The organism is Labrys okinawensis (assembly GCF_002982075.1).
Lineage (GTDB): Bacteria > Pseudomonadota > Alphaproteobacteria > Rhizobiales > Labraceae > Labrys > Labrys okinawensis_A.
The window spans coordinates 177,633-199,244 of record NZ_PUEJ01000004.1; the positions used below are offsets into that span (position 1 = coordinate 177,633).

The following is a 21,612-nucleotide window of genomic DNA, read 5'->3' on the forward strand; positions in this document are numbered from 1 at the left end:
CGTTGTCGAGACCGGCGCGAACTGAAGACGGACGAAGGGTCCCATGCGCATCCTGCTGATCGAGGATGAACCGGAAATGGCGTCCGTGCTCAAGACGGCCCTGGAACGCCAGGACGTCGTGGTCGACCATGCCTCGAACCTGGCCGATGGCGAGGCAATGGCCCGCATCGGGTCCTATGACGCCATCGTGCTCGATCGTCGCCTGCCCGACGGCGAAGGCCTGACCTTGATCCCGCGCCTGCGCGCCCTGCATATCGAGGCCCCGGTCATCGCCCTCACAGCCATGAGCGGCCTGCAGGACCGTGTCTCCGGGCTCGACGCCGGAGCCGACGACTATATGGGCAAGCCCTTCGCCACCGAGGAACTGGTCGCTCGCCTGCGCGCCCTGCACCGCCGCCCCTATACGTTGCGGGCCGACCAGGCCGTCGTCGGCCGCCTCACCTATGACTTCCGCCATCGTGAGGCGCTGATCGACGACCAGACGCTCGACCTGCCACGGCGTGAGCGCCTCGTCCTGGAAACGCTGATCCGCCGCCCGGGACGCACCATCATGCGCAGCGCGCTGGAGGAAGCTGTCTACGCCCTCGACGACGAGATCGGCTCCAACGCGCTCGATGCGCATATTTCCCGCCTGCGCCGCAAGCTGGACGACCTCGCCGCCGGCATCGAGATCCGCGCCATCCGCAATCTCGGCTATCTCCTGCGGGCCGTCTCATGAAGCAGGCGCGAGCGCGGTCCCTGCAATGGATCCTAGTGCGGAGGCTGATCCTGCTGCAGGCGGCGATGCTCGTCTTCTTCATCGTGCTGTTCATCACCGCGCTCTCCGTCGCCAATCCCCAGCTCATGGTCGACAACGAGGCGGCGGTTGCCGCGATCACCGGTGCCATCGACCGCGACAAGGACGGCAAGCTCATCGTCAGCGACACCAAGGAACTGGCCGACTTCCGTACCGAATATCCCTATGTCTGGTACATCATCCGCGACCAGTCGGGACAGAGCCTGCGCATCGGCTCAGTTCCGGCTGACTATGATCGCGATCTCGGCGACCTGCTGCGGGCGGTCGATCACGCCAATATCGGCTTCGCCGGCAAGGAAGAGGGCCGGGAAATGCGCCCAGAAGCCTATGTGCAGAAAGTGGACACCAAGGCCGGCCCGGTCCAGATCGTCACCTCCACCCTGCATTCGCGGGCCGAAGCGGACGGCTTCATCATCAACGTGACCGCCACCGTCGACATGGCCCGCAATCCCGACGGCAGTGCCAATTGGGCCCGGGTCCTCCCGGGCATCGTCGTGGGCCTTGCCATCTTCCTGGTGCCGATCATCGTCGTCATGGGCGTGACCACATTGGTGACGACGCCCGCCGTGGTGCGCCGCTCCCTGGCCGGCCTGGTCGGCACCGCCAACGAGGCCGCGCGCATCGATGTCAGCACGCGCGCCATACAATTGCCGGTCGAGAACGTGCCGCAGGAGATCGTGCCGCTGGTGCATGCCTTCAACCAGGCATTGGCCCGCCTCGCCCAAGGCTTCGACCGTCACAACCGCTTCCTGACCGATGCCGCCCATGAGCTGCGCACACCGATCGCCATTCTGCGCACGCGGGCGGAATTGTTGAAAGAAGAACCCCAGAGCCTGCGGCTGAGGCAGGACATCGAGCGCCTCTCACATCTGGCCCAGCAACTGCTCGACCATCAATTGGTCGATCGCCCCGCCAACCACCGGCAGGCGGTCGACCTTGCCGAACTCGCCGGCCGCGTCGCCGCCGACTTTGCGCCGCTCGCGATCGAGGCCGGCTACGACCTCGCCTTCGAACCGCCGCACGGCAAGGTCGAGGTCGAAGCCAATGTGCTGCAGATCGAGCAGGCTCTCGCCAACATCATCCGCAATGCCATCGAGCATGGCGGCGGCCATGGCACCATCACGGTGGCGGTCGACGCAGCCGGCGGCCTGGAGGTGCGCGACGAAGGACCCGGCATCCCGGCCGAGGAGCATAGGAACGTGTTCGAACCCTTTTATCGCCTGCATCCGCTTTCGCGCGGCGCCGGACTCGGGCTGAATCTCGCCCGCCAGATCGCGCAGTTGCATGGCGGCAGCATCGCAATCGTCAACGGCTCCTGGAAAGGAGCTCACGTGCGGATCGAGCTTCCGCCGCTCCGCGCGGCGGCCTGAGGCAATACCCGCTCGGCATACCGGGGCCTGGCCAATCGCAGAGCGATCAGCGCCCGTCTTCGCTGGCAACGACGCCGAGTATCGGCACGACCAGGCGCGGTAGCTCATGCGCCACGGTCTTCACGAACATGTTCTCGATCTTCATGGCCTGGATGGGCCTCATCGCTTCCGTGCCATAGATCTTCGCGATCTCGTCGATACTCTGGTAGATCTTGGTACTGGCCGCCTGCACCGTCCTGTCCATGTAGCGCAACTGCCCGATCGGCGTTCGATAGGCATAAAAGGCATGGTAGCTCATCGAGCCGGAGCGTTCGAATTCCACAATGACCATCACCACGCTGCCATCGTGTCCGACCATACGCGCGACGTCCTGCTCCGCCTTGACGACACGGATGGCGCCGCAACGCGCACCGAGACGAGTCAGCATCCTCTCCATCCCCTGCATGGAAAGGCCGCCGAGCGCACCGATGTCGAGGCCGGCCGCCTTGGCAAGGTCGTCCACGGTGACGAAGAGCTTGCCGTCGACCTTGGCGCCGATCTGCGTGAGGGCCTTGGCCGAAGCAACCCAGGCGCAAATGCCGGCATTCGGATTGATGTCGACGATGAGCTTGGCCATGATCGCGCCCTTGACGGAGCGGACCATCTGGGCCGCCTTGCCTACCGGCAGGATCGCGAGGAGCCGCAGCCCATCCTGCCCGGCGCCGGCCGCCGTGCCCTTGGCGAGCCCATCCCCAAGCCGCAAGACGTCGACGAAACCGGCACCGAACGTCATCAGGGTCTTGGTACCGGCCCCCACGATCATCGCGCCTTGGCTGTAGTTTGAATCCTCGACCCACTTGTCCAGGATCGCTTCGGATTCCTTCTGCTGCTGGCTCCACCAATCCGCGAGCTCAGTGAACTTCCACATGGAACCTCCGTGCACAATCGCTTGCGCGAGAGGCCCTGCCGCCGCGCCGATCCCGCCGAGATATAGGTTCGGGCATACCGGGCCACAGTTCCCTGGAGAACCGCAACCCCAAGCAACGCGCCGAAAAATGAAGAGAGGTTTCGGCCAGAACGATATGACGGCATAGGCCGATGCCGCTGGCCCAATGCCGAAACCGGCGCGACGCGGGAGCGACGCAGCGCTTCACAAAGCGGAAAAACTCGGGAAACACCCCTCCGCTATAGTGCCATCCTTCACACGGGAAGGTGCGGGACCTTGACCATCGCAGCCATGCTCTTCGTCATGCTGGCATTGCTGGGCCTCATCTATGTCACCTTCGACATCTGAGGAGGCCATTAGTCCAGCACGGCCAGACAGCCGACGATCCCCATGAGAATGGCCGCAGACAGCATCAATACGGTCTCGGCCAGGTTGTCCCGGCCGGCGAGACGCTCCAGCCAGACTGGTCCGGCGGCTCCGGCGATGGTCTCGTCGCATGGCAGCAAGCCCGTTTGCCGCGGTGGCTCGCCACAGCCGAGGCCGATCAGCAGATCGGCCGCCGTCGTATGGAGATGGGCGGAAAGCCGCGTGGCCATGGCCGGTCGCAGGTCGCGTTGCCCGCGGGCCCAGGCATCGATATCGCCCGCATTCACTCCGGCACGGCGTGCAAGCGAGGCGGCGTCCACCCCGGCTGTCGCCATGGCCGCCGCCAGACCATTGGGGCGAGGCGTGCGATCGAAACTCGGCTTGATCGGATCCAACATCGCGCAGCCGCCTCCGATCAGGCGTGACCGGGACGGGTCCTTGCCGGCGAGTTGAGCCGGCGGCCGTCCAGACAATCGTCGTGTGCGAGATATTGAGGCGATCTACAAAGGCCGAGCAAAGCTGCATCGGCGATGGGATAGGGACACATGGCCTGTCTTCCACGATGACACCTTCCAGCATAGGGCGCGAATCACCCTGAAACCTTCGATGTTTCCCCTATCGCTCGCCCATATTGCACGGACATTGCGTCCCCTCCGTCCGGCTGCCAACCGGTCCACATGGCTTCCGCCGGTAGGGCATGCCCCCTCATGCCGGACAAACAAAAATCCTCCGGCCCGTGAAGGCCGGAGGACTTTTGTTGGCAAATCCGGCGGACAGCTCAGATCAGGCTGTATTGCCTGGCCTTGTTGCGCAGGAAAGGCAGGCCCTCGGCCAGGATCTCCTCGCGGCTGTTGGCGACAGGACGCCAGACCGACAGGGCGGAGGCGAGCTGCGGCGGCATATGGATGAAGCTTTCCATGGCCATGCCCCCCTTGAAGCCAATGCCGGCCAAGCCCGCGAACACCTCGTCCCAGGCGATCGTGCCGGTACCAGGCACCCCGCGGTCGCTCTCGGAGAGGTGGATATATTTGAGGTGCTCGCCGGCCTTGAGGATGCCGTTGGCCTGCCCCTTCTCCTCGATATTCATGTGATAGGTATCGAGGTGGAGGAAGACGTTGGGCGCACCGATGCGCTCGATGACGCGAACCACCTGCTCGGTGGTGTTCATCATGTGGTTCTCGTAGCGGTTGACCGCCTCGAGCCCGAGTTCCAGGCCGCGCTTGCGGGCATGGGCCGCCGCTTTGTCCATCACCTTGACGACCGCGTCATATTCGGCCTCGGTCGGCGGGTTGCCGGTGCGCTCGCCGATCGAGCCATAGACGACGCCGGACAGGGCCTTGGCACCGATCTCGGCGGTCTTGTCGAGCGCGAGGGTGAGGAATTCCAGCGCCTTCTCCGGATTGTTGGTGGGGCGGGAATCATTGGGCAGGCCGAGAGAGCAAACCGCATCGACGCCGTGCTTTTCCAGCAGGGCCCGGGTATGGCCGGTGTCGGCCTTGGCCGGCTCCAGCAGGGCGATCTCGACGAAGGCCAGCCCATATTTGGCTGCCTCCGCGATCGACAATTCCGCGGCTTCGCGGGTCCAGCTATGCGACCAAAGGCTGGTATGAATGCCAAAGCCCTTCATGGCGATATCCTCAATGTGTTGGCTTTCGGGTGAAGAGAAGTTGAAGGAAATCCCTGGCCCAGACCCAGCGCAGGATCATGACCACCAGCAGGAAGGCGCCCCACATCGCCGTGGCCAGATGCTGGTTGGCGCCGAGCAGGTTCAGGCCGGAGGCGATGACCTGCAGGATCACCAGGGCGATCACCACCGGGATCACTCGTCCGAATCCGCCGAAGGGATCGACGCGGCCGAGGAAGCAGGCGAGCACGGTGATCAGCAGATAGGCCTCGCCATGGCCGACACGCACCGAATTGAAGCGGGCCAGCATCACCACGCCGGCAATGCCGCACATCAGGCCGGACAGCGTATAGATCAGCGTCACCGACCGCCGGGTATCGATGCCGGAATAGCGCGTCGCCTCGATGTTGGAGCCGATCATGCGCGTGGCGAAGCCGAGCCGGGCCCGCGTCATCACCACATGCCAGAGCAGAGCCGCGGCGGCGAGGATCCAGAGCGGCACGGGAATGCCGACCAGCGTGCCATGGCCGATCTCGCGCACGAAATCGGGAAAGCCCGATATGTCGCCGCCATGGGTGAGGAATTCGCCGAGCCCGCGCAGGAAGATCATCATGGAGAGCGAGACGAGGATCGGATGGGCACCGGTATAGGCGATGATGATGCCCATCAGCCAGCCGGCCGCCGCACCGGTCAGCAACGCCGAGGCCACCCCGAGGACGAAGGCACCGACGCCGGCATCCACGCCGCCGTAGGATTGCAGCACCCAGGCCATGGCAAGGCCGGCTATATTGGCCGTAAACGTCGCCGCCAGATTGAAGCCGCCCGAGATGATCGGCATCAGCATGGCCAGGGTCAGCAGGCCGAGCTCGGGCAGCTGAAAGGCGATGGAGGCAAAGGTCGTAGCGGTGAAGAAGCGGTCGGTGCTGAAACTCAGCACCGCAACGACCAGGACGAGGAAGCCGATCAGGCCGGCAATGTCACTGCTCAGCAAGCCCGCGAGGCCGGGCTTGCCGCTCTGGCTGGAGGTAGACGTCGGTGTCATCAGGCCGCCCTCCGGGCATTGGGCGTGCGCCGCGAGCCATTTTTCATCGATCCGATTAGCCGAGCGACACCGTCGCTCGACAGGGTGATGGCGATCAGGATGATGGCGCCGATGATCATCTTGAAGGCATAGGGGGTAATGCCGAGCAGGTTCAGGCCGTTCTCGGTGATGGCGACCAGGAAAATGCCGAGAATGGCGCCGAGCAGCGTGCCCCGGCCCCCGCCGAGCCGCGCACCGCCGAGCACGACGGCGGCCAGAACGTCGAGCTCGCGGCCATAAAGCGCGTTCGGCACCACTTCCTGGGCATAATGGGCCTGCATCAGCCCGGCAATGCCAGCCATCAGGCCGAGCCAGCCGAAGGCGAGGTAATGCATGGCGCCGATATTGATGCCCACCCGCCGCGCCGCCTCGGGATTGTCGCCCATCGCGTAGAGGCGGCGGCCCGGCGTGGTCCGGCGCAGCAAGAGCCAGGTGGCGAGTACGCATAGGGCCATGACGGCGACGGGCAGCGTCAATTCGGCCGAGCCGTCGCCCGTCGGGACGCTGACCAGCACGATGCGGTCGGTCAGCCAGTCCGGCAGGTCGTAAAGCGAGACGCCGCCGGTGAGGAACATCAGCGTGCCGAAGAAGAGGTTGAAGGTCGCGATCGTCACCACGATGGAGACGATGCGGAAATGATAGATCAGCGCGGCATTGAAGGCGCCGAGCAGGAAGCCGAAGCCGCCGGCGACCATCAGGCCAACCGCCCAATTGCCGCCGCCCAGCTGCATCACCGTCAGCGCGGTGAGGTACTGCACCACCGAGGCGCCGACGGCGAAGGAAATGTCGATGCCGCCGGCAATCAGCACCACCAGGAGACCGGCCGCGAAGATCACGTTCACCGCCGAGGTGTTCAAGAGGTCGAACAGGTTCGACAGGGTGAAGAAGGTATCGGTGGTCAAAGCGAGGCCGGCGACCAGAGCCAGGATCACCAGGATGAGCCAGCGTTCCGTGGCGCCGATCGGCCAATTGCGCTTGTCAGGCATGCACATCCTCCTCGATCTTGTCGATGGACACCTCGCCCGGAATGTATTCGTCGATGATGCGGCCATCGCGCATGTGCAGGATGCGATCGGCGTTGAAATAGACTTCGGTGATCTCGTCGGAAATCAGCAGGATGGCCATGCCCTCCTGAGCCAGCCGGTGGATGATCGCGAAAATGCCGGCGCGGGCACCGACATCCACGCCGACTGTGGGTGAATCCAGGATCAGGAGCTTGGGCTTGGTGGCCAGCCATTTGGCCAGCACGACGCGCTGCTGGTTGCCTCCCGACAAGGTCGACACCGCGTTGTCGGGGTTGAAGACCTTGATGGCGAGAGCCTTGACCCAGTCGTCCACCAGGGATTTGCGCCGGGCGGGCGAAATCAGCCGAAAAAGATCGAGCAGCCTGTCCAGCACGGTGATGGCGGTGTTGTCGCCGATCGATTGCGGCTGGATCAGACCGAGCTGCAAACGGTCTTCGGAGACATAGGCGATGCCGGCATCGATGGCGGCCCGGTTGGAGGCAAGCGACAGGGCCTTGCCCTCGAGGCGAATGCTGCCCGCGCTCGGCCGGGTCAGTCCGAACAGCGAGAGGGCGAGTTCGGTGCGCCCTGCCCCCAACCGTCCGGTCAGGCCCAGCACCTCCCCGCGCCGGACAGTCAGGCTGATATCCTCGTAGTCGCCCGGGCGCGTCAGCTTCTCCACCTGCAGGACCACGGGCGAGGCGGCATGATCGCGCGCCTGCACGGCCTGGTCGAAGGTCTTGCCGGTCATCAGCTCGGTGAGGCGGGTCTGCGTCATGCCGGCGGTGGGATAGGTGCCGACATAATGGCCGTCGCGCAGCACCGTGACGCGGGTGCAGACATCGAGCACCTCGGCGAGGCGATGGCTGACGAAGACCACGGCGATGCCATCGGCCGACAGGCGCCGCACGATCACCAGCAGCGCATCGGTTTCAGCCTGGCTGAGCGAAGCGGTCGGCTCGTCCATGAAGACCAGCCTGGCATCGGCGACCAGGGCGCGAGCGATCGCCACGATCTGGCGTTGGGCGATCGAGAGCGTGCGCACGGGCGCATCGAGATCGAGATCGACGCCCAGCCGTTCCAGGATGCGCCGCGCATCCGCCTTCATGGCCGCATAGTTGACCAGGCGCGGCGCACCGCCGAGATTGCGTTCGAAGGCGATGTTCTCGGCCACTGCCATTTCGGGAAAAAGCGCCAGATCCTGCCAGATGACCTGGATGCCCAGCGCACGGGCCCGCGCCGGGCTGAGGCCGTCGATGGTGCGTCCGTCGAACAGCATCTCGCCGCCCGGCTCGGGACGATAGACGCCGCTGATCAGCTTGATCAGCGTGCTCTTGCCGCAGCCATTCTCGCCGGCAAGGCACAATACCTCTCCGGGGAGCACCTCGAAGGAGACGCTTTCGAGCGCGCGCACACCCCCGAAGCGCTTGGAGATGTTGCGCAGGAAAAGCAGCGGCGTCGCGGACGTATCGCTGATTGCGGCTGTGGCGGCCATGACGGTCTCCCGGCCAGGGGGAAGGAATGAAGCGAAGCAGGAGGCATGCCCAAGCGTGGAGTGTCGACCTCCAGGTCGACACCCTCCTTGCCGGCAGATGTCTCGGTTCCAAGAATGTCGACCTGAAGGTCGACACGCCGAGCTTTCGATCCCTACAGGCCCATTTTGGCGAGGTCGTCGACGGTATCCTTGTTGAGGGACACGAGCTGGTCGACGATGAGGTTGTGCCCGTCGGGATGAACGACGCCCAGCCCTTCGATCGTGGTGCCGTCCTTGATCTCCTGCCCCTTGGCCACCATGGTGCCCAGGGTGACGAAGACCTCTCCCGCCAGCATCGGATTCCACATGAAGCCGCCGGTCAACGTGCCGTCCTTGACGAGCTTGCGGCCCTGGCCGGGAGAGAACGGGCCGAGCACCTTGATCTGCCCCTTCTTGCCTTTCTCGGCCACGGCGCGCGCGGCACCGATCGGGCCCTGGCTGCCGAAGGCCAGGAAGCCCTTAAGGCCGGGATGGGCACGGATGAGGTCGAGAGCCGTCGAACGGGACGCATCGACATCCTCGGCGACGCCGTAGCGATCGCCGACCAGTTTCATCTCCGGCGTGTTCTGCTTGATATAGGCGATGGCCGCATCAGCCCAGGCATTGTGCAGCGGCACCGTAAGCGAGCCGACGAACACGGCATATTCGCCCTTTCCGCCCAGCGCTTCGACCAGCTGCTTGCCATAGGCATCGCCGAAGCCCTTCACCGAGGCGAGCTCGAAATCCCAATCCGCCTGCTTCTGCTTGGGCGATTCATGCGTGATCACCTTGATGCCGGCCTTGCGGGCCCGCTCCAGCACCGGCTCGAGCACTTCGGCGTCGTTCGGCACGACGCCGATCACGTCGACGCCCTTGGCAATCAGATCCTCGATGGCGCGCACCTGCAGGGCCGGATCGGCGCTGGTGGGCCCCACCATGAAAGCCTCGACGCCGAGTTCGGCCGATTTCTTCTTGATCCCGGCTTCCATGGCGTTGAACCAGGGAATGCCGCCGATCTTCACCACCACGCCGATGACGGGCTTGTGCTTGGAAGCGTAAGCCGAGCCGAGCACGCCCGGCAGCAGCAGCGAGCCGGCCCCCAGGGCAGACGCAAGAAATCTGCGGCGATCGAGCCTAGCCGCGCGAATGGAATCAGAATTCGACGCCATGGAACAGTTCCTCCCTCATTGTTCTGGCTGCCGCGGCTCCGAATTCCGCCAGCAGTACATCCGAGCTAAATCCATTCAGCATTTGTTGTCAAGGTAGCTAAAAGGATTTAGCATGGAGGCGATGATCGAGTCTGCAATTCGATCCGCAAGACAAAAGAGGGACGATGGCGCGCTTACCCAGCGGACGCAGGTCCACCATCTATGATATCGCCGCCGCGACCAAGGCCTCCCCTTCCACGGTCAGCCTGGTGCTCAATGGCAGCTGGACTCGCTACCGTATCAAGGAGGACACCGCCAAGCGCGTGCTGAAGGCGGCCCAGGAGCTGGGTTACGCCGTCAACATGAAGGCCCGGGGCCTGCGGCTGTCGCGCTCCGGCCTTGCCGGAATGATCATCCCACATTACCGCAACCGCTTCTTCGCGGGCCTGGCGGAGGCCTTCGAAACCGATACGCGCCAGCGCGGCCTGTGCCCCATCGTGGTGAGCACGCAGCGAGACGAAGCGATCGAGGCAAGCGTTACGGCCACCCTGCTCTCCCAACAGGTCGAGTTCCTCTTCATCGCGGGCGTGCGCAATACGCAGCCTCTCAATGCGCTCTGCCGCGCCGCCGGCATTCCCTGCGTCAATCTCGATCTGCCCGGCAGCGACGCGCCTTCGGTGGTGACCGACAATTACGGCGGCGCACGCACCCTCACCGAGAAGCTGATCGCCAAGCTGCAGAAACGCCGGACGGCGCCGCGCGACCTGCTGTTCCTCGGCGGCATCGCCGGCGAGCATGCCACCGACCGCCGCATTGAAGGCTTTCGCGACGCTGTGGCGGCCAACGGCCAGGAGATGACGCCGGAGGTTTCCTGCTGCGGCTACCGTCCCTCATCGGCACGCGAGGCGCTCGCCGCCCGCTTCCAGGCTCTCGGCCGCATGCCGGACGGCCTGTTCATCAATTCCATCACGGCCTTCGAAGGGCTGGTGCAATTCTCCCTGCAGGTGCCGCGCCAGGCCATGCGCGAGGTCAGTACGGTATGTTCCGACTGGGATCCCTTTGCGGCCCATCTGCCTTTCGACGTGACGATGACACGCCAGAACGTCGAAGCCATCATCGCCGAGGGCTATGCTCTGGTCGACAATTACGTTCCGGGCGAGAATCCGATGGTGGTGGTGCCGCCCGAATTCGCGCCGAGTTCGGAACGGGAGAGCAATTGGCGCTGAGGATCGCGCCGATCGCGCGCAACCGACCTCGCGGCAATCCACCGTCTTGAACATCCTGTCTGCCCGGGCACAAGGTCCTGACCGGGCCATGGGCGCGCTCGAAAGCCCCGCAAGCGCCAAGGGAGGGAGCATCATGAGAAAGCTGAAAATGTCATCGGCCGAGATGGTCGCGGCCGCTCGCGCCCGAATCGAGGAAATCGAGACCAGGGACGCGATCGCCATGGTCGGCGATCCCAATGTGGTCATCGTCGACATCCGCGATCCCCGGGAGAGGCAGCGTTCGGGCTACATTCCCGGCAGCTTCCATGCCCCCCGCGGCATGGTGGAATTCTGGGTCGACCCCGAAAGCCCCTATTTCAAGGAAATCTTCGGAGAGGACAGGAAGTTCGTCTTTCATTGCGCCTCCGGATGGCGCTCGGCCCTGACCGTGGCAACGTTGCAGGACATGGGCTTTGCCGCGGCTCATCTCAAGGACGGTTTCTCGTCCTGGGAAAAGGCCGGCGGGCCCATCGAGTTTCCCGAGCCCCGTGACGGCAAATGAGGACGGGCGTGGTCCATCTGCCTTTCCATCGCTGCTCGTTTCAGCCGGAGCGAACAGAATTGACCGGGGCCTGACCCCATAAGGCAAGGCAGGGAAAGGCGAAAGAACGTTTGTCTCCAACATGATGGCGGTCATCCCTGAATCGGACGCGCAGCCGTTTCCTTATGCAATCCTGATTTGTTGGAGCAGCGCCGACGCCCTACCCTCGCGCTCATTGTCGATGTCAATCTGTCTGTCGCACATGACCGTACCCTATCTGCGCGAGGCGAGTCCGGCGGATCTTCCCGCCCTGGTCGACCTCGAAAACGAGGCCTTCGCCGGCGACCGCATCAGCCGCCGCGATTGGCGCCATCTGCTGACCAGCCCTTCCGCCCTCGTCATCGTGAGCGACGATGCTGAGGGCCTCACGGGCTGCAGCGTCATTCTCACCAATCGCCGCACGGCTGTCGCGCGGCTCTATTCCCTTGCCGTCGCACCGCGCGCCCGTCGACAGGGCATCGCACAGGCGCTCCTCCGGCAAGCCATGGCCAGCAGCGCCGGGATCGGCGCCCATCTGCTGCGCCTGGAAACCCGCAGCGACAACCTGCCCGCCCAGGCCCTGTTCAGCCGTCTCGGCTTTCGTCCCTTCCGGCGTGTGGCGGACTATTACGAGGACGGGGCCGAGGCCATCCGCTTCCAGCGCCTGATCGACCGCGACTGCCTGAGGCAAAATGCGCTGCAGTAGATGCGCCTGCAGCCATAAGCCCTTGCTTGAACGCATCTTTCGGCTTTTCAAAATCACTTGCGGAAAGACGCATCAGGCGATCGCAACGCCGCGCGCGCCTTCCTTCTTGAAAGCAGCCAATGCCCGCTCAACTGATCATCGTCGAAAAATCCAGTGATTTTCGCTGGTCCGTCCCCGGTGTCCGAGTGGTCACCGCACAGGACTTCATCGCAGAAGGGCCGAGCCTGCTGCAGCGGCCACGCCGCATCGTCAATCTGTGCCGCAGCTATGCCTATCTCAGTATCGGCTACTACGCCTCCCTGCTCGCCGAGGCGCGCGGCGAACGGGTGACGCCGAGCATGGAGGCGATTACCGACCTCCAGGTGAAGGCGGTGCAGAGCCAGAAGCTCGCCGGCCTCGAGCGCTGCCTCGGCCCGCTTGCTGCCGTACCCCGGGCGGTCGATGCGATGCGGATCCAGGTGTTTTTCGGCCAGGTCGAAGACAAGGATCTCGCCGAGTTCGCAAGCCGCAGCTTCGAGCTGTTTCGATGCCCCCTGCTGGCCATCGACCTCGAGCGCCTGGAAGGCGGTGGCGGCTGGAAGGTCGCAGCCCTGCATCCGCTCGATCCGCGCGATGTCGATCCGGCCCGCGACGGCCTGTTCCTCGACGGGCTTGCCCGCTTCTGCCGGCGCCCCTGGCGCCATGCCCCCTCGACCAGCGGCCCACGCATGGACCTGGCAATCCTGCACGATCCTAAGGAAGCCCTGCCGCCTTCCAAGCTGAAGACACTCCAGGCCATGATGCGCATCGGGCAGGACATGGATATTGCCGTGGAGTTGATCGAGAAGAAGGATTATCCGCGCCTCACCCAGTTCGACGCCCTGTTCATTCGCGAGACCACGGCGATCGCGCACCACACCTTCCGGTTTGCCCGCAAGGCTGCCAGCGAAGGCATGCCGGTGATCGACGATCCCGGCTCGATCCTGCGCTGCACCAACAAGGCCTTCCTGTCCGAGCTCCTGGGCGGCAACGGCATCGCCACGCCTCGCACGCTTTTCCTCACCCGCCGCACGCTGGCGGGCTTCGAGACGCAGCTGACCTATCCCGCAGTGCTGAAAGTGCCTGATGGCGCCTTCAGCCTCAGCGTGAAGAAAGCCGAGAATTGGCAGCAATTTCAGGATATTGCCGCGGCCATGTTCAAGCAATCCGGCCTCATCCTGGTGCAGGACTATGTCTATACGCCCTTCGATTGGCGGATCGGCATCCTCGCCGGCGAGGTGATCTTCGCCGCCAAATACTTCATGTCCTCCGGCCATTGGCAGATCATCCAGCATGGCGAGGCCGGAGCCTACACCGAAGGCCGCACCCAGGCCGTGCCAGTCCAGGAGGTGCCCCGCGAGGTGATCGAACCGGCAGTGCGGGCGGCAGGCCTGATCGGCACCGGCCTCTACGGGGTCGATCTCAAGCAGACCAAATCAGGGGTCGTGGTCATCGAGGTCAACGACAATCCCAATATCGATCTCGGCCTGGAGGATGCCGCCGCCGGCGAGGGGCTCTACCGCAAACTGCTCTCCCACTTCCAGGCCCTGGTCGATGCCCGCCATCGTCCGCCCACACCTGCGCTTCCCTCCGGGGCTATTCACCGCCCTCGTCTGGTGCATGATCTGCGCGACACGGGCTCGTAGGATCAGCTCGCAGAACTTCGGGGCTAGAGCGTTTTGCGATTAGACGGAGTTACCTAGAATCGCAAAGACGCGTCAGAACAATGAGCTAGAGCAAATAAGCGTTCACGCTTGAACGCGCTTTGCTCTAGTCCTCACCGCTACAGCAGACGCACCAGCCCTTCGTGAAGAGCGATGATGAGCACGGCGAGCATCGCGCTCACCGCCAGGAGGGCGGCAACGCTCGTCAACGCTCCCTGCAGAAAGACCGAAACGGCATTGGCTCGAAACGACATGGCAATCCTCCCGATGGAGAATGCAGTATCGGGCCCGGATGCTTCCGGCCTCGGTCTGCCATGTAAAGTTTCGTTGCGACTGCGGGGAAGACGCCAGGGTGACGCGTCGAGCGCCTTCAGATGTCGTAGCTGACGTAATAGAGGCAGCAGGCCGAGGCCAAGGCGAACAGCAACGCATAGAACATGACACGACCCTTCGTAACCAAGGCCGCATCATGCCCGGCAAACCTTTCCAGGACGTGTCTGGCCGATGGCCGGATCGTGTTAAAGTGTGCTCTGATGGACTTAGTTTGAAAGTTCGCACATCACATTGAAAATATGGAAAAAAATGGATTAACGAGACACTCTCTTCGCCATGGCTAGCCATCGGTTTGCGGGCACTCGGCTCCCTTCCGTTTCAGCCTTGGAAAAGCCCTTTCCGGCCCCGTCCCCGCCTGTCGAAAGAGGCCTGCTCAACCACCGATGATCAAATCGTTCTGCAACTTGAGCTGCCCCTTGAACAGCATCACCGTCAGCACGTCGTCGAGCCGCTCCTTGAGCACGGAGCTGGTGGCCGCAAAACCGAACAGGCGGGCGGCCGCCACGATCAAGGCGTCGCGGGGCGCCCCGTAATTGGCGGCAATTACGGCCAGGAAGGCGGCTTCTATCTCTTCATTGGGCAGCATATCGGGGCGCCGGAGGCCGGCGCTTTCCACCGCGGAGCGATCACGCAAGACCACCTGCGTTTCCGGCAGCTTGTAGAACGGGCCGCCGACGATCCTGCCGGTGACGCGGGCGACGTCGATGCCGTCCTGCACCGCTTCGCGCACCCGGTTGCCGGCCCGTGCCAAGCCGAAGGAATCGCGGATGCGCGCCACGATCTCCTGCTCATGTACCGGCCCCTCGATTTCGACCACATCGAGGACATAAGCCGCCATGCGGGCCGTCGGCACCTCGTGCAGTTCAGCCGTGCCCGCCACGCGGAGGCGCGCCTCGACATAGGGACGTGCCAGCGCGGATAGTGCGGGCCCTTCCGCAGGCCTGGGCCCGGCCAGCGGCTCATCAAACGGCGGCGGCCGCGGCTCTTCTTGCATCCCGTCTTCCGGCTCGGTCGGCACGGCGAGTTCCTCGTCCCGTTTGCGCCAGACAGCCCTGGCGCGTTCGATGGCGGCCTCCACCTTGCCGAGTTCCTCACGGGGACGCAGATACCAGTCCGTCGACCAGATGCGATGGATCACCCAGCCCTGCCCTTCCAGCACATGCTGGCGCAGCCTGTCGCGGTCGCGGGCCGAACGCGAGGCATGATACTGCGCACCATCGCATTCGATGCCGAGCAGGAAGCGTTGAGGGCGGTCGGGGTCCACCACAGCAAGGTCGACGAAGAAGCCGGCACTGCCGATCTGGTGTGCGATCTCATGCCCGCGCGCCCGCAGCTGGCCGGCGACCTGCTCTTCGAACAGGGAATCGGGCGCCTTGCCGGTTTGGACGGGCGTGCCGAGCCGGCCGGTCTCGGCATAGTCGAGAAACAATTTGAGCGCCGCAACGCCGCGCGCATTGGCGCGGGAAAGATCGATGTCCTCCCCCCGGATGGAGGAGAACACCTCACAGCGATATTTGGCGCGCGAGATCAGCACGTTGAGCCGTCTCTCGCCGCCGTCCAGATTGAGCGGGCCGAAGCTCATGGCCAGATAGCCCTCGGCGCTGCGGCCATAGCCCACCGAAATGAAGATGACGTCGCGCTCGTCGCCCTGGATGTTCTCCAGGTTCTTGACGAAAAAGGGCTCGTTTCCTTCGCGGTTGAAGAACACCTCGGTGGCGGGGCTTTCCCGCCGCAACAATTCGAGTTCCTTAAGGATGGCCTGGCGCTGCGCCACCGAGAAGGTGGCCACCCCGAGCGAAAGCGAGGCGCGATGGCGGGCATGCGCCATGATCGCCTGCGCCACGGCCCGGGCTTCCTCGGCATTGGTACGGCTGTTGCCGCGATCGTAGACGGCCTTGGGGAGATAGCGGAAGATCAGGCCCATCGCCTCGCCACCGTCCGCCGTGCCATTGGGAAGGCGGCCGCCGGCATGCGGGCTCGGCACCACCAGCAATCGATTGTCGTAAAACTCACGATTGGACACGGTGATCAGCGATTGGTGACGGGAGCGATAGTGCCAGTTGAGCTGGCGATAGGGCATGCCCTTGGCGAGGCAGAGATCGAGGACGCTTTCGGCATCGCTCGCCTTGAAGGTCTCCTCGTCGGCTTCCTCCTCCGGCACCTCGCCGGTCAGCTTGGCGAAGAAGCGCGTCGGCGGCAATTGGCGCTCGTCGCCCACCACGACGAATTGAGACGCGCGCGCCACCGCACCGAGAGCATCGACCGGTTCGATCTGTGAGGCCTCGTCGATGACGAGCAGGTCGAAGCTGAGCGCTCCGGGCTTGAGAAACTGGCTGATGGAGAGCGGGCTCATCATCATCACCGGCTTCAATTGCTGGATGGCCGGGCCGGCCCTGTCGAGCAATTGCCGGATCGGCAGATGGTTGCGTTTCTTGGCAAACTCGCCATTGAGCACGCCGAGCGGTCCGATGCCGCCGGCCGCGGCCGGACGTTCGCGCAGATGTTTGAGCGCCACGCTCTCGCGCGCCAGGGCGATGCGCCCCTTGTCCAGGGAGCGGAATTGCTCGACCGCACGGTTCTGCAATTCACCATCGAAACGCTTGAGATCGGGGTGCCGGGCAAAGAGATCCTCGCGCAAGGCCTCGTAATAGGCCCGCTCGAAGGTCGCCACCAGGCTGGCGCCCGGGATGCGGCCATCGAGCAAGCCGCCGACGAGTGCACCGAGCCCCGCCTCTCCAGCCACACGGCAGCGATGGGTGAACGCTATCCAACGGGTGATGCTTTCGAGATTGGCCAGCCAGAGGCGCAGTTGCCGCGCAAGAACCGCTACCTCGAGGTCGGCGCAATCGGCGATGCCATGACCTCCCTCCAGGTCGTAATCGAGGAAATCACTGAGCGCCTTCAGATCCTCGAACAGGCGCGGAACACTTTGTACGATCACCGCGCCCATGGCGCCGAACTCGCGGCCGCCTGGCCGGGCAGCCAGCCGATCCAGAAAATCAGGAGCGAGCGCGGGATGGCGATGATCGCGCCACCAGTCGGTGATCGCCTGCAGGCGCGCCCAGTCGGATTTCTCGCCGTCCCAGAGCGCGCCGAAGGCACGTGCACCCAGATCCTTCTGGCTCTCGAAACGCCGGCGAATCTCCTGCGCGGAAATCATGCCGTCGAGAAGCTGCAGCCGCTTCACGAGATCGCCGGGCATCTCGGTGGCAAGCAGGGCCTTGAACTGGGCCTTGGCGCTGCAGTAGCGCCCGGAGAAGAAGCGCAGGAAGGATGCGCCATGCGCAGCGAAAGCCTCGCGGACCGGCCGCAGATCCGCCATCCAGGCCTCGGCGCGATAGACCTGCGCCATCGTGTCGACGACCTTGCGATAGGCCTTGCCGAGAGCGACAAGCTCGCCGAGAGCGCCGGCATCCTCGCGCCACGCCGGCTGGGCCAGCAGACGCCGATCGGCATGGGCGGGCAGCGACACCGCCGCACAGGTGGTGCGCCAGACCGCATCGAGATCGCGGATCGTCACCACTTCCAGGGTAAAATCGCTGATGACACCGGCTGCCGCCTCCTCCACCGCCTCCAGATCCGCCTCGACGCTGCGCATCAGGCCGGCGAGCCGTTCGAGTTCGGCGGGATCGATGGCATCGCGCCTGACCCCGCGCCAGATGCTGGCGGCGGGATCGCCGACCGTGGCGAGGCGTTCGGCGAGTTCGGCCATCAGCTCCTTGTTGGCGCGCGCCTGCTCGGCGTCCCATCGGCTGGCGCCATCGACGGCAAAGCCGGGCAGGCCGCCAGCCTCGCGCAAGGCGACGAGCTGGCCGAGCAACCGGTAAGGCGTGAGGCCGCTCGGCCTCATCGGCTCATGCAACAGGGTGGCGTGGCGGTTGAGCCCGTCCTGGACGTCGGCCAGGCGTTGGGTGACGCCCGCATCCTGCACCGGCACCTTCTGGGTTAGTTCACGCGTTCGGCGCAGTTCCTCCAGGAGCAGGCGCTTATTGGCCTTGGTCGAGTGCAGTTCGAGCGTCATCGGCCCGAGCCCGATCTGGCGCAACCGCCGATGCACCACGTCGAGGGCCGCCATCTTCTCGGCTGCGAACAGCACCTTCCTGCCCTGCAGGGCGGCGCCAGCAATGATGTTGGCAATGGTCTGGCTCTTGCCGGTGCCCGGCGGGCCCTTGATCACTAGGTGGCGACCGCGCAAGACCTCTTCGATGGCGATCGCCTGTGATGAATCGGCGTCCAGCACATGGTTGAGCGCCGGCGGCGGAATGACCGGATCGATCGGCTGGCCATCGGGAACGATCGGCTCATGGGCCTCGAAACCTTCTCCCAGCAAAGCCGCCACCGGCCCATGTTCATGGATGGCGCTGCCTTGGGGCCAGTTGTCGGGATCGAGATCGCGATACATCAGGAATTTGGCGAAGGAGAAGAAGCCGAGCACCATCGCATCCGGCAACACCTCCCAGCGCGCCTTGCCCGAGACGGTCCTGGCGATCCCGGCGACATAGGCGGGAATGTCGACCTCGTCCTCGTCGGGCAAATCGTCGATCACCATGCCGAAATCGCCGCGCAGCTTGGCCTGGATCGACAGATTGGGCGAGGCCGGTTCACCCCGTGTGCGCAGGCTGAAGCGCTCGGCGGCGCTGGAGCGCTCGAGACGCACCGGCAGCAGCACCAGCGGAGCGTGGCGGGCAATGTCGGATTTGTCGTCCTCGTACCAGCGCAGCAGGCCGAAGGCGAGATAGAGGATGTTGACGCCCTGCTCTTCCTCGATGGTACGGGCATCGTACCAGATGTCGAACAGGCGCTTCTGCAGGGCCTCGGCGGCCAGGCGGGTCTGCAGCCGGTTGGGGGCCGGCGCTTCGCGGCTCGGTGCGGCTTCCAGCGGTGCCGGTGCCGAAGGGGCCGCGCCTTCGATGGCCAGCTCTTCCTGTACGGTCTCCTGCGGCTCCTGTCCGGGCAGGAAGGTCAGTGCCTTGCCAGCCGCCAGCAGATCATAGGTTTCGGCCGCCTTGGCCTCGATGATCTCGATGGTGCGCACACCCTTGGTGCGCATCGGCAGGTCGATCAGCCGATTGCGCAGGCCGAGATCGAGCAAAGCCTGCCGCTGTTCCAGCAGACGCTTGCGCACCGGATTGTCAGGCATCGATTCGAACCCCTCCGCGGAAACTCTATACTGGCGGGGGTCGCGTTTTCCAGCGTGACACCGCTGGCCGGCGCAAAATACCTCACCATATGGAAAACGGCGCAGCACCGGGGTGCCGCGCCGATTCCGAGCCTGTGTGCCGGAGGATCAGGACGGAATATTGTCGAGATCGCGATCCTTGGTTTCCGGCACGAACAGCATGCCGATCACGAAGGTCACCGCCGCAACCACGATCGGATACCACAGGCCGTAATAGAGATCGCCGCTGGCCGCTACCATGGCGAAGATCACGAAGGGCACCAGGCCGCCGAACCAGCCATTGCCGATGTGATAGGGCAAGGACATGCCGGTATAGCGGATACGGGTGGGATAGAGCTCCACCAGGGCAGCCGCCATCGGGCCATAGACCAATGTGACGAGGACGATCAGCACGATCAGCATCACCACCAGCATGGGCTTGTTGATCGCGGACGGATCGGCCGGCGCCATCGCATAGGTGGTGGCGGTCTTGTCGGTACCGTCAGGGTTCTTGACGACGGCGCCGCTGGCATCCTTCACGGGCGCCTGCTTTTCGGCCACCGGATATTCGTGATCCTTCAAGGCCTTGTAGAGCGCCGTGGTGAACTCCGCCTTCTTGGCCTTGGCGGTTGCGGCGTCGAGACCCGTCGCGACATAGGACGGGATCACGGTATTGCCGATCTTCACCGATGCCGGCGTTCCCGGCGCGGCGACTTCATTGGTGTAGGACACCGAACTCGAGGCCAGGAAATTCTTGGCCACATCGCAGGACGAGGTGAATTTGGCCGTCCCGATCGGGTCGAACTGGACCGAGCAGTCGGCCGGATCGGCGATGACGGAAACCGCCGATTTGGAGAGCGCCGCTTCGAGGGCCGGATTGGCATAGTGTGTGATGGCCTTGAAGATCGGCTGGTAGAACACCGCCGCTAGGAGGAAGCCCAAGAGCATGATCCATTTGCGGCCGATCTTGTCGGAGAGCCATCCGAAGAACACGTAGAGCGGCAGGCTGATCGCCAAGGCGACGCCCAGCAGAAGCGAAGCGGTGGTGAGATCCACGCGCAGGGTCTTGGTCAAATAGAGCAGGGCGTAGAACTGCCCGGAATACCAGACGACGGCCTCGCCGGCGACCATGCCGAACAGAGCGATCAGGCCGATCTTGAGATTGGACCATTTCAGGAAGGCCTCGCTCAAGGGCGCCTTGGAGGTCGCTCCCTCCTCCTTCATCTTCACGAAGGACGGGCTTTCGGCGAGCTGCATGCGGATCCAGACCGAGATCAGCAGGAGGATGATCGAGATCCAGAACGGAATGCGCCAGCCCCAGTCGCTGAAGGCGGCATCGCTCATATATTGCCGGATCAAGAGAATGATGATCAGCGAGAGCAAGAGACCACCGGTCGCCGTCGCCTGGATCCAGCCGGTATAAAGGCCGCGCTTGCCGGTCGGCGCATGCTCGGCCACATAGGTCGCGGCGCCGCCATATTCGCCGCCGAGAGCCAGGCCCTGCACGATGCGCAGCCCGATCAGGATGGTGGGCGCGATGGCGCCGACGCCGAGATTTTGCTCACACCAGGCATAGCTGGGCAACAGGCCGACCAGGAAGGTCGAGGCGCCCATCAGCGTGATGGTGACCAGGAAGGTGTATTTGCGCCCGACAAGATCGCCCACGCGGCCGAAGACGAGAGCCCCGAAAGGCCGGACGATGAAGCCCGCCGCCCAGGCCAGCAGGGTGGCGAGGAAACTTGCGGTCTCGCTGAGCGAAGAAAAGAAATGGGCGGCGATATAGGTCGCCAATGAACCATAAATAAAGAAATCATACCATTCGAAAGCCGTGCCCAGAGAAGAGGCGAAGATAACCTTCTTGTCTTCCCTGCTCATCGGAGCCGAAGGGCCCGCACTTACCGTACTGACTGACATCGATGCTCTCCCCCGCCGGCCGGGCACAGCCCAGCGCACCCCGTGCCGGATGTCGTGTTTCCTCATCGGCCGTTGACCGGTCCGTTGTCGGCTGTCATGCCGGTGGACGATGCCTGAGATGCAGGATTCCCCAGACGATCGTCGCTCTGTTCAATCAAGTTTCAGCACGTGCCGGCGACTCTGTCCGGAAAAACCACGGGCCCGAAT

General features: G+C 64.3%; 16 protein-coding genes. 6 read left to right on the plus strand and 10 right to left on the minus strand.

Features of this window, described 5'->3' with window-relative positions:
* Nucleotides 1-43 precede the first annotated feature (43 nt).
* Both C5L14_RS11180 and C5L14_RS11185 read left to right on the plus strand, forming a co-directional pair.
* A complete protein-coding gene (locus tag C5L14_RS11180; protein ID WP_105862134.1) occupies nucleotides 44-718 on the plus strand; it encodes a response regulator transcription factor in 675 nt (224 codons plus the stop codon).
* Nucleotides 715-2,166: a sensor histidine kinase gene (locus tag C5L14_RS11185; protein ID WP_105862135.1), complete on the plus strand. Its 1,452-nt coding sequence runs from the start codon at nucleotides 715-717 to the stop codon at nucleotides 2,164-2,166. The genes C5L14_RS11180 and C5L14_RS11185 overlap by 4 nt, the downstream gene beginning before the upstream one ends.
* A gap of 46 nt (nucleotides 2,167-2,212) precedes the next feature.
* Here the strand turns inward: C5L14_RS11185 and C5L14_RS11190 are convergent, their stop codons facing one another.
* The 7 genes from C5L14_RS11190 to C5L14_RS11220 all read right to left on the minus strand — a co-directional run bounded on the left by C5L14_RS11190 (nucleotide 2,213) and on the right by C5L14_RS11220 (nucleotide 9,848).
* Nucleotides 2,213-3,073: a hypothetical protein gene (locus C5L14_RS11190; protein ID WP_105862136.1), complete on the minus strand. Its 861-nt coding sequence runs from the start codon at nucleotides 3,071-3,073 to the stop codon at nucleotides 2,213-2,215.
* Between the two features lie 374 nt (nucleotides 3,074-3,447).
* The gene (locus C5L14_RS11195) at nucleotides 3,448-3,855 is read right to left on the minus strand and encodes a hypothetical protein (protein WP_105862137.1); all 408 of its coding nucleotides are present in this window, start codon (nucleotides 3,853-3,855) and stop codon (nucleotides 3,448-3,450) included.
* A 380-nt stretch (nucleotides 3,856-4,235) separates the two neighbouring features.
* A complete protein-coding gene (locus C5L14_RS11200; RefSeq protein ID WP_105862138.1) occupies nucleotides 4,236-5,084 on the minus strand; it encodes a sugar phosphate isomerase/epimerase family protein in 849 nt (282 codons plus the stop codon).
* A 10-nt stretch (nucleotides 5,085-5,094) separates the two neighbouring features.
* Nucleotides 5,095-6,123 (minus strand): ABC transporter permease, encoded by a 1,029-nt coding sequence (locus tag C5L14_RS11205; RefSeq protein WP_105862139.1) that lies wholly within the window; start codon nucleotides 6,121-6,123, stop codon nucleotides 5,095-5,097.
* Nucleotides 6,123-7,148 carry an ABC transporter permease gene (locus C5L14_RS11210; protein WP_105862140.1) on the minus strand — a complete coding sequence of 342 codons (1,026 nt, stop codon included), beginning with the start codon at nucleotides 7,146-7,148 and terminating at the stop codon, nucleotides 6,123-6,125. Before C5L14_RS11210 ends, C5L14_RS11205 begins: the two co-directional genes overlap by 1 nt.
* The gene (locus C5L14_RS11215; protein ID WP_105862141.1) at nucleotides 7,141-8,661 is read right to left on the minus strand and encodes a sugar ABC transporter ATP-binding protein; all 1,521 of its coding nucleotides are present in this window, start codon (nucleotides 8,659-8,661) and stop codon (nucleotides 7,141-7,143) included. Before C5L14_RS11215 ends, C5L14_RS11210 begins: the two co-directional genes overlap by 8 nt.
* 152 nt (nucleotides 8,662-8,813) lie before the next feature.
* Nucleotides 8,814-9,848, minus strand: a complete 1,035-nt coding sequence (locus C5L14_RS11220; protein WP_105862142.1) for a substrate-binding domain-containing protein — start codon at nucleotides 9,846-9,848, stop codon at nucleotides 8,814-8,816.
* A 164-nt stretch (nucleotides 9,849-10,012) separates the two neighbouring features.
* Between C5L14_RS11220 and C5L14_RS11225 the strand changes: the two genes are divergently transcribed.
* The 4 genes from C5L14_RS11225 (at nucleotide 10,013) to C5L14_RS11240 (ending at nucleotide 13,982) form a co-directional block, all read left to right on the plus strand.
* The gene (locus C5L14_RS11225) at nucleotides 10,013-11,053 is read left to right on the plus strand and encodes a LacI family DNA-binding transcriptional regulator (RefSeq protein WP_105862143.1); all 1,041 of its coding nucleotides are present in this window, start codon (nucleotides 10,013-10,015) and stop codon (nucleotides 11,051-11,053) included.
* A gap of 133 nt (nucleotides 11,054-11,186) precedes the next feature.
* Nucleotides 11,187-11,594, plus strand: coding sequence for a rhodanese-like domain-containing protein (locus C5L14_RS11230; protein WP_105862144.1), 408 nt, complete (start codon nucleotides 11,187-11,189; stop codon nucleotides 11,592-11,594).
* A 241-nt stretch (nucleotides 11,595-11,835) separates the two neighbouring features.
* Nucleotides 11,836-12,318, plus strand: a complete 483-nt coding sequence (locus C5L14_RS11235) for a GNAT family N-acetyltransferase (protein WP_181161125.1) — start codon at nucleotides 11,836-11,838, stop codon at nucleotides 12,316-12,318.
* A 119-nt stretch (nucleotides 12,319-12,437) separates the two neighbouring features.
* Nucleotides 12,438-13,982: a RimK family protein gene (locus C5L14_RS11240; protein WP_105862146.1), complete on the plus strand. Its 1,545-nt coding sequence runs from the start codon at nucleotides 12,438-12,440 to the stop codon at nucleotides 13,980-13,982.
* A 137-nt stretch (nucleotides 13,983-14,119) separates the two neighbouring features.
* Here C5L14_RS11240 and C5L14_RS30830 read toward each other — a convergent pair whose 3' ends face one another.
* The 3 genes from C5L14_RS30830 to C5L14_RS11250 all read right to left on the minus strand — a co-directional run bounded on the left by C5L14_RS30830 (nucleotide 14,120) and on the right by C5L14_RS11250 (nucleotide 21,405).
* The gene (locus C5L14_RS30830; RefSeq protein WP_281062571.1) at nucleotides 14,120-14,254 is read right to left on the minus strand and encodes a hypothetical protein; all 135 of its coding nucleotides are present in this window, start codon (nucleotides 14,252-14,254) and stop codon (nucleotides 14,120-14,122) included.
* Nucleotides 14,255-14,706: 452 nt separating this feature from the next.
* Complete coding sequence (locus C5L14_RS11245) at nucleotides 14,707-19,473, minus strand: DUF3320 domain-containing protein (protein WP_105862147.1); 4,767 nt, start codon at nucleotides 19,471-19,473, stop codon at nucleotides 14,707-14,709.
* 147 nt (nucleotides 19,474-19,620) lie between these two features.
* On the minus strand, nucleotides 19,621-21,405 hold the full coding sequence (locus C5L14_RS11250; protein ID WP_105862148.1) for an MFS transporter: 1,785 nt from the start codon (nucleotides 21,403-21,405) through the stop codon (nucleotides 19,621-19,623).
* Nucleotides 21,406-21,612: the final 207 nt, after the last annotated feature.

Bases quoted from the DNA above. Each gene is read 5' to 3' on its own strand.
- C5L14_RS11180 (WP_105862134.1), top strand. From the start codon at position 44: ATGCGCATCCTGCTGATCGAGGATGAACCGGAAATGGCGTCCGTGCTC.
- C5L14_RS11185 (WP_105862135.1), top strand. From the start codon at position 715: ATGAAGCAGGCGCGAGCGCGGTCCCTGCAATGGATCCTAGTGCGGAGG.
- C5L14_RS11190 (WP_105862136.1), bottom strand. From the start codon at position 3,073: ATGTGGAAGTTCACTGAGCTCGCGGATTGGTGGAGCCAGCAGCAGAAG.
- C5L14_RS11195 (WP_105862137.1), bottom strand. From the start codon at position 3,855: ATGTTGGATCCGATCAAGCCGAGTTTCGATCGCACGCCTCGCCCCAAT.
- C5L14_RS11200 (WP_105862138.1), bottom strand. From the start codon at position 5,084: ATGAAGGGCTTTGGCATTCATACCAGCCTTTGGTCGCATAGCTGGACC.
- C5L14_RS11205 (WP_105862139.1), bottom strand. From the start codon at position 6,123: ATGACACCGACGTCTACCTCCAGCCAGAGCGGCAAGCCCGGCCTCGCG.
- C5L14_RS11210 (WP_105862140.1), bottom strand. From the start codon at position 7,148: ATGCCTGACAAGCGCAATTGGCCGATCGGCGCCACGGAACGCTGGCTC.
- C5L14_RS11215 (WP_105862141.1), bottom strand. From the start codon at position 8,661: ATGGCCGCCACAGCCGCAATCAGCGATACGTCCGCGACGCCGCTGCTT.
- C5L14_RS11220 (WP_105862142.1), bottom strand. From the start codon at position 9,848: ATGGCGTCGAATTCTGATTCCATTCGCGCGGCTAGGCTCGATCGCCGC.
- C5L14_RS11225 (WP_105862143.1), top strand. From the start codon at position 10,013: ATGGCGCGCTTACCCAGCGGACGCAGGTCCACCATCTATGATATCGCC.
- C5L14_RS11230 (WP_105862144.1), top strand. From the start codon at position 11,187: ATGAGAAAGCTGAAAATGTCATCGGCCGAGATGGTCGCGGCCGCTCGC.
- C5L14_RS11235 (WP_181161125.1), top strand. From the start codon at position 11,836: ATGACCGTACCCTATCTGCGCGAGGCGAGTCCGGCGGATCTTCCCGCC.
- C5L14_RS11240 (WP_105862146.1), top strand. From the start codon at position 12,438: ATGCCCGCTCAACTGATCATCGTCGAAAAATCCAGTGATTTTCGCTGG.
- C5L14_RS30830 (WP_281062571.1), bottom strand. From the start codon at position 14,254: ATGTCGTTTCGAGCCAATGCCGTTTCGGTCTTTCTGCAGGGAGCGTTG.
- C5L14_RS11245 (WP_105862147.1), bottom strand. From the start codon at position 19,473: ATGCCTGACAATCCGGTGCGCAAGCGTCTGCTGGAACAGCGGCAGGCT.
- C5L14_RS11250 (WP_105862148.1), bottom strand. From the start codon at position 21,405: ATGTCAGTCAGTACGGTAAGTGCGGGCCCTTCGGCTCCGATGAGCAGG.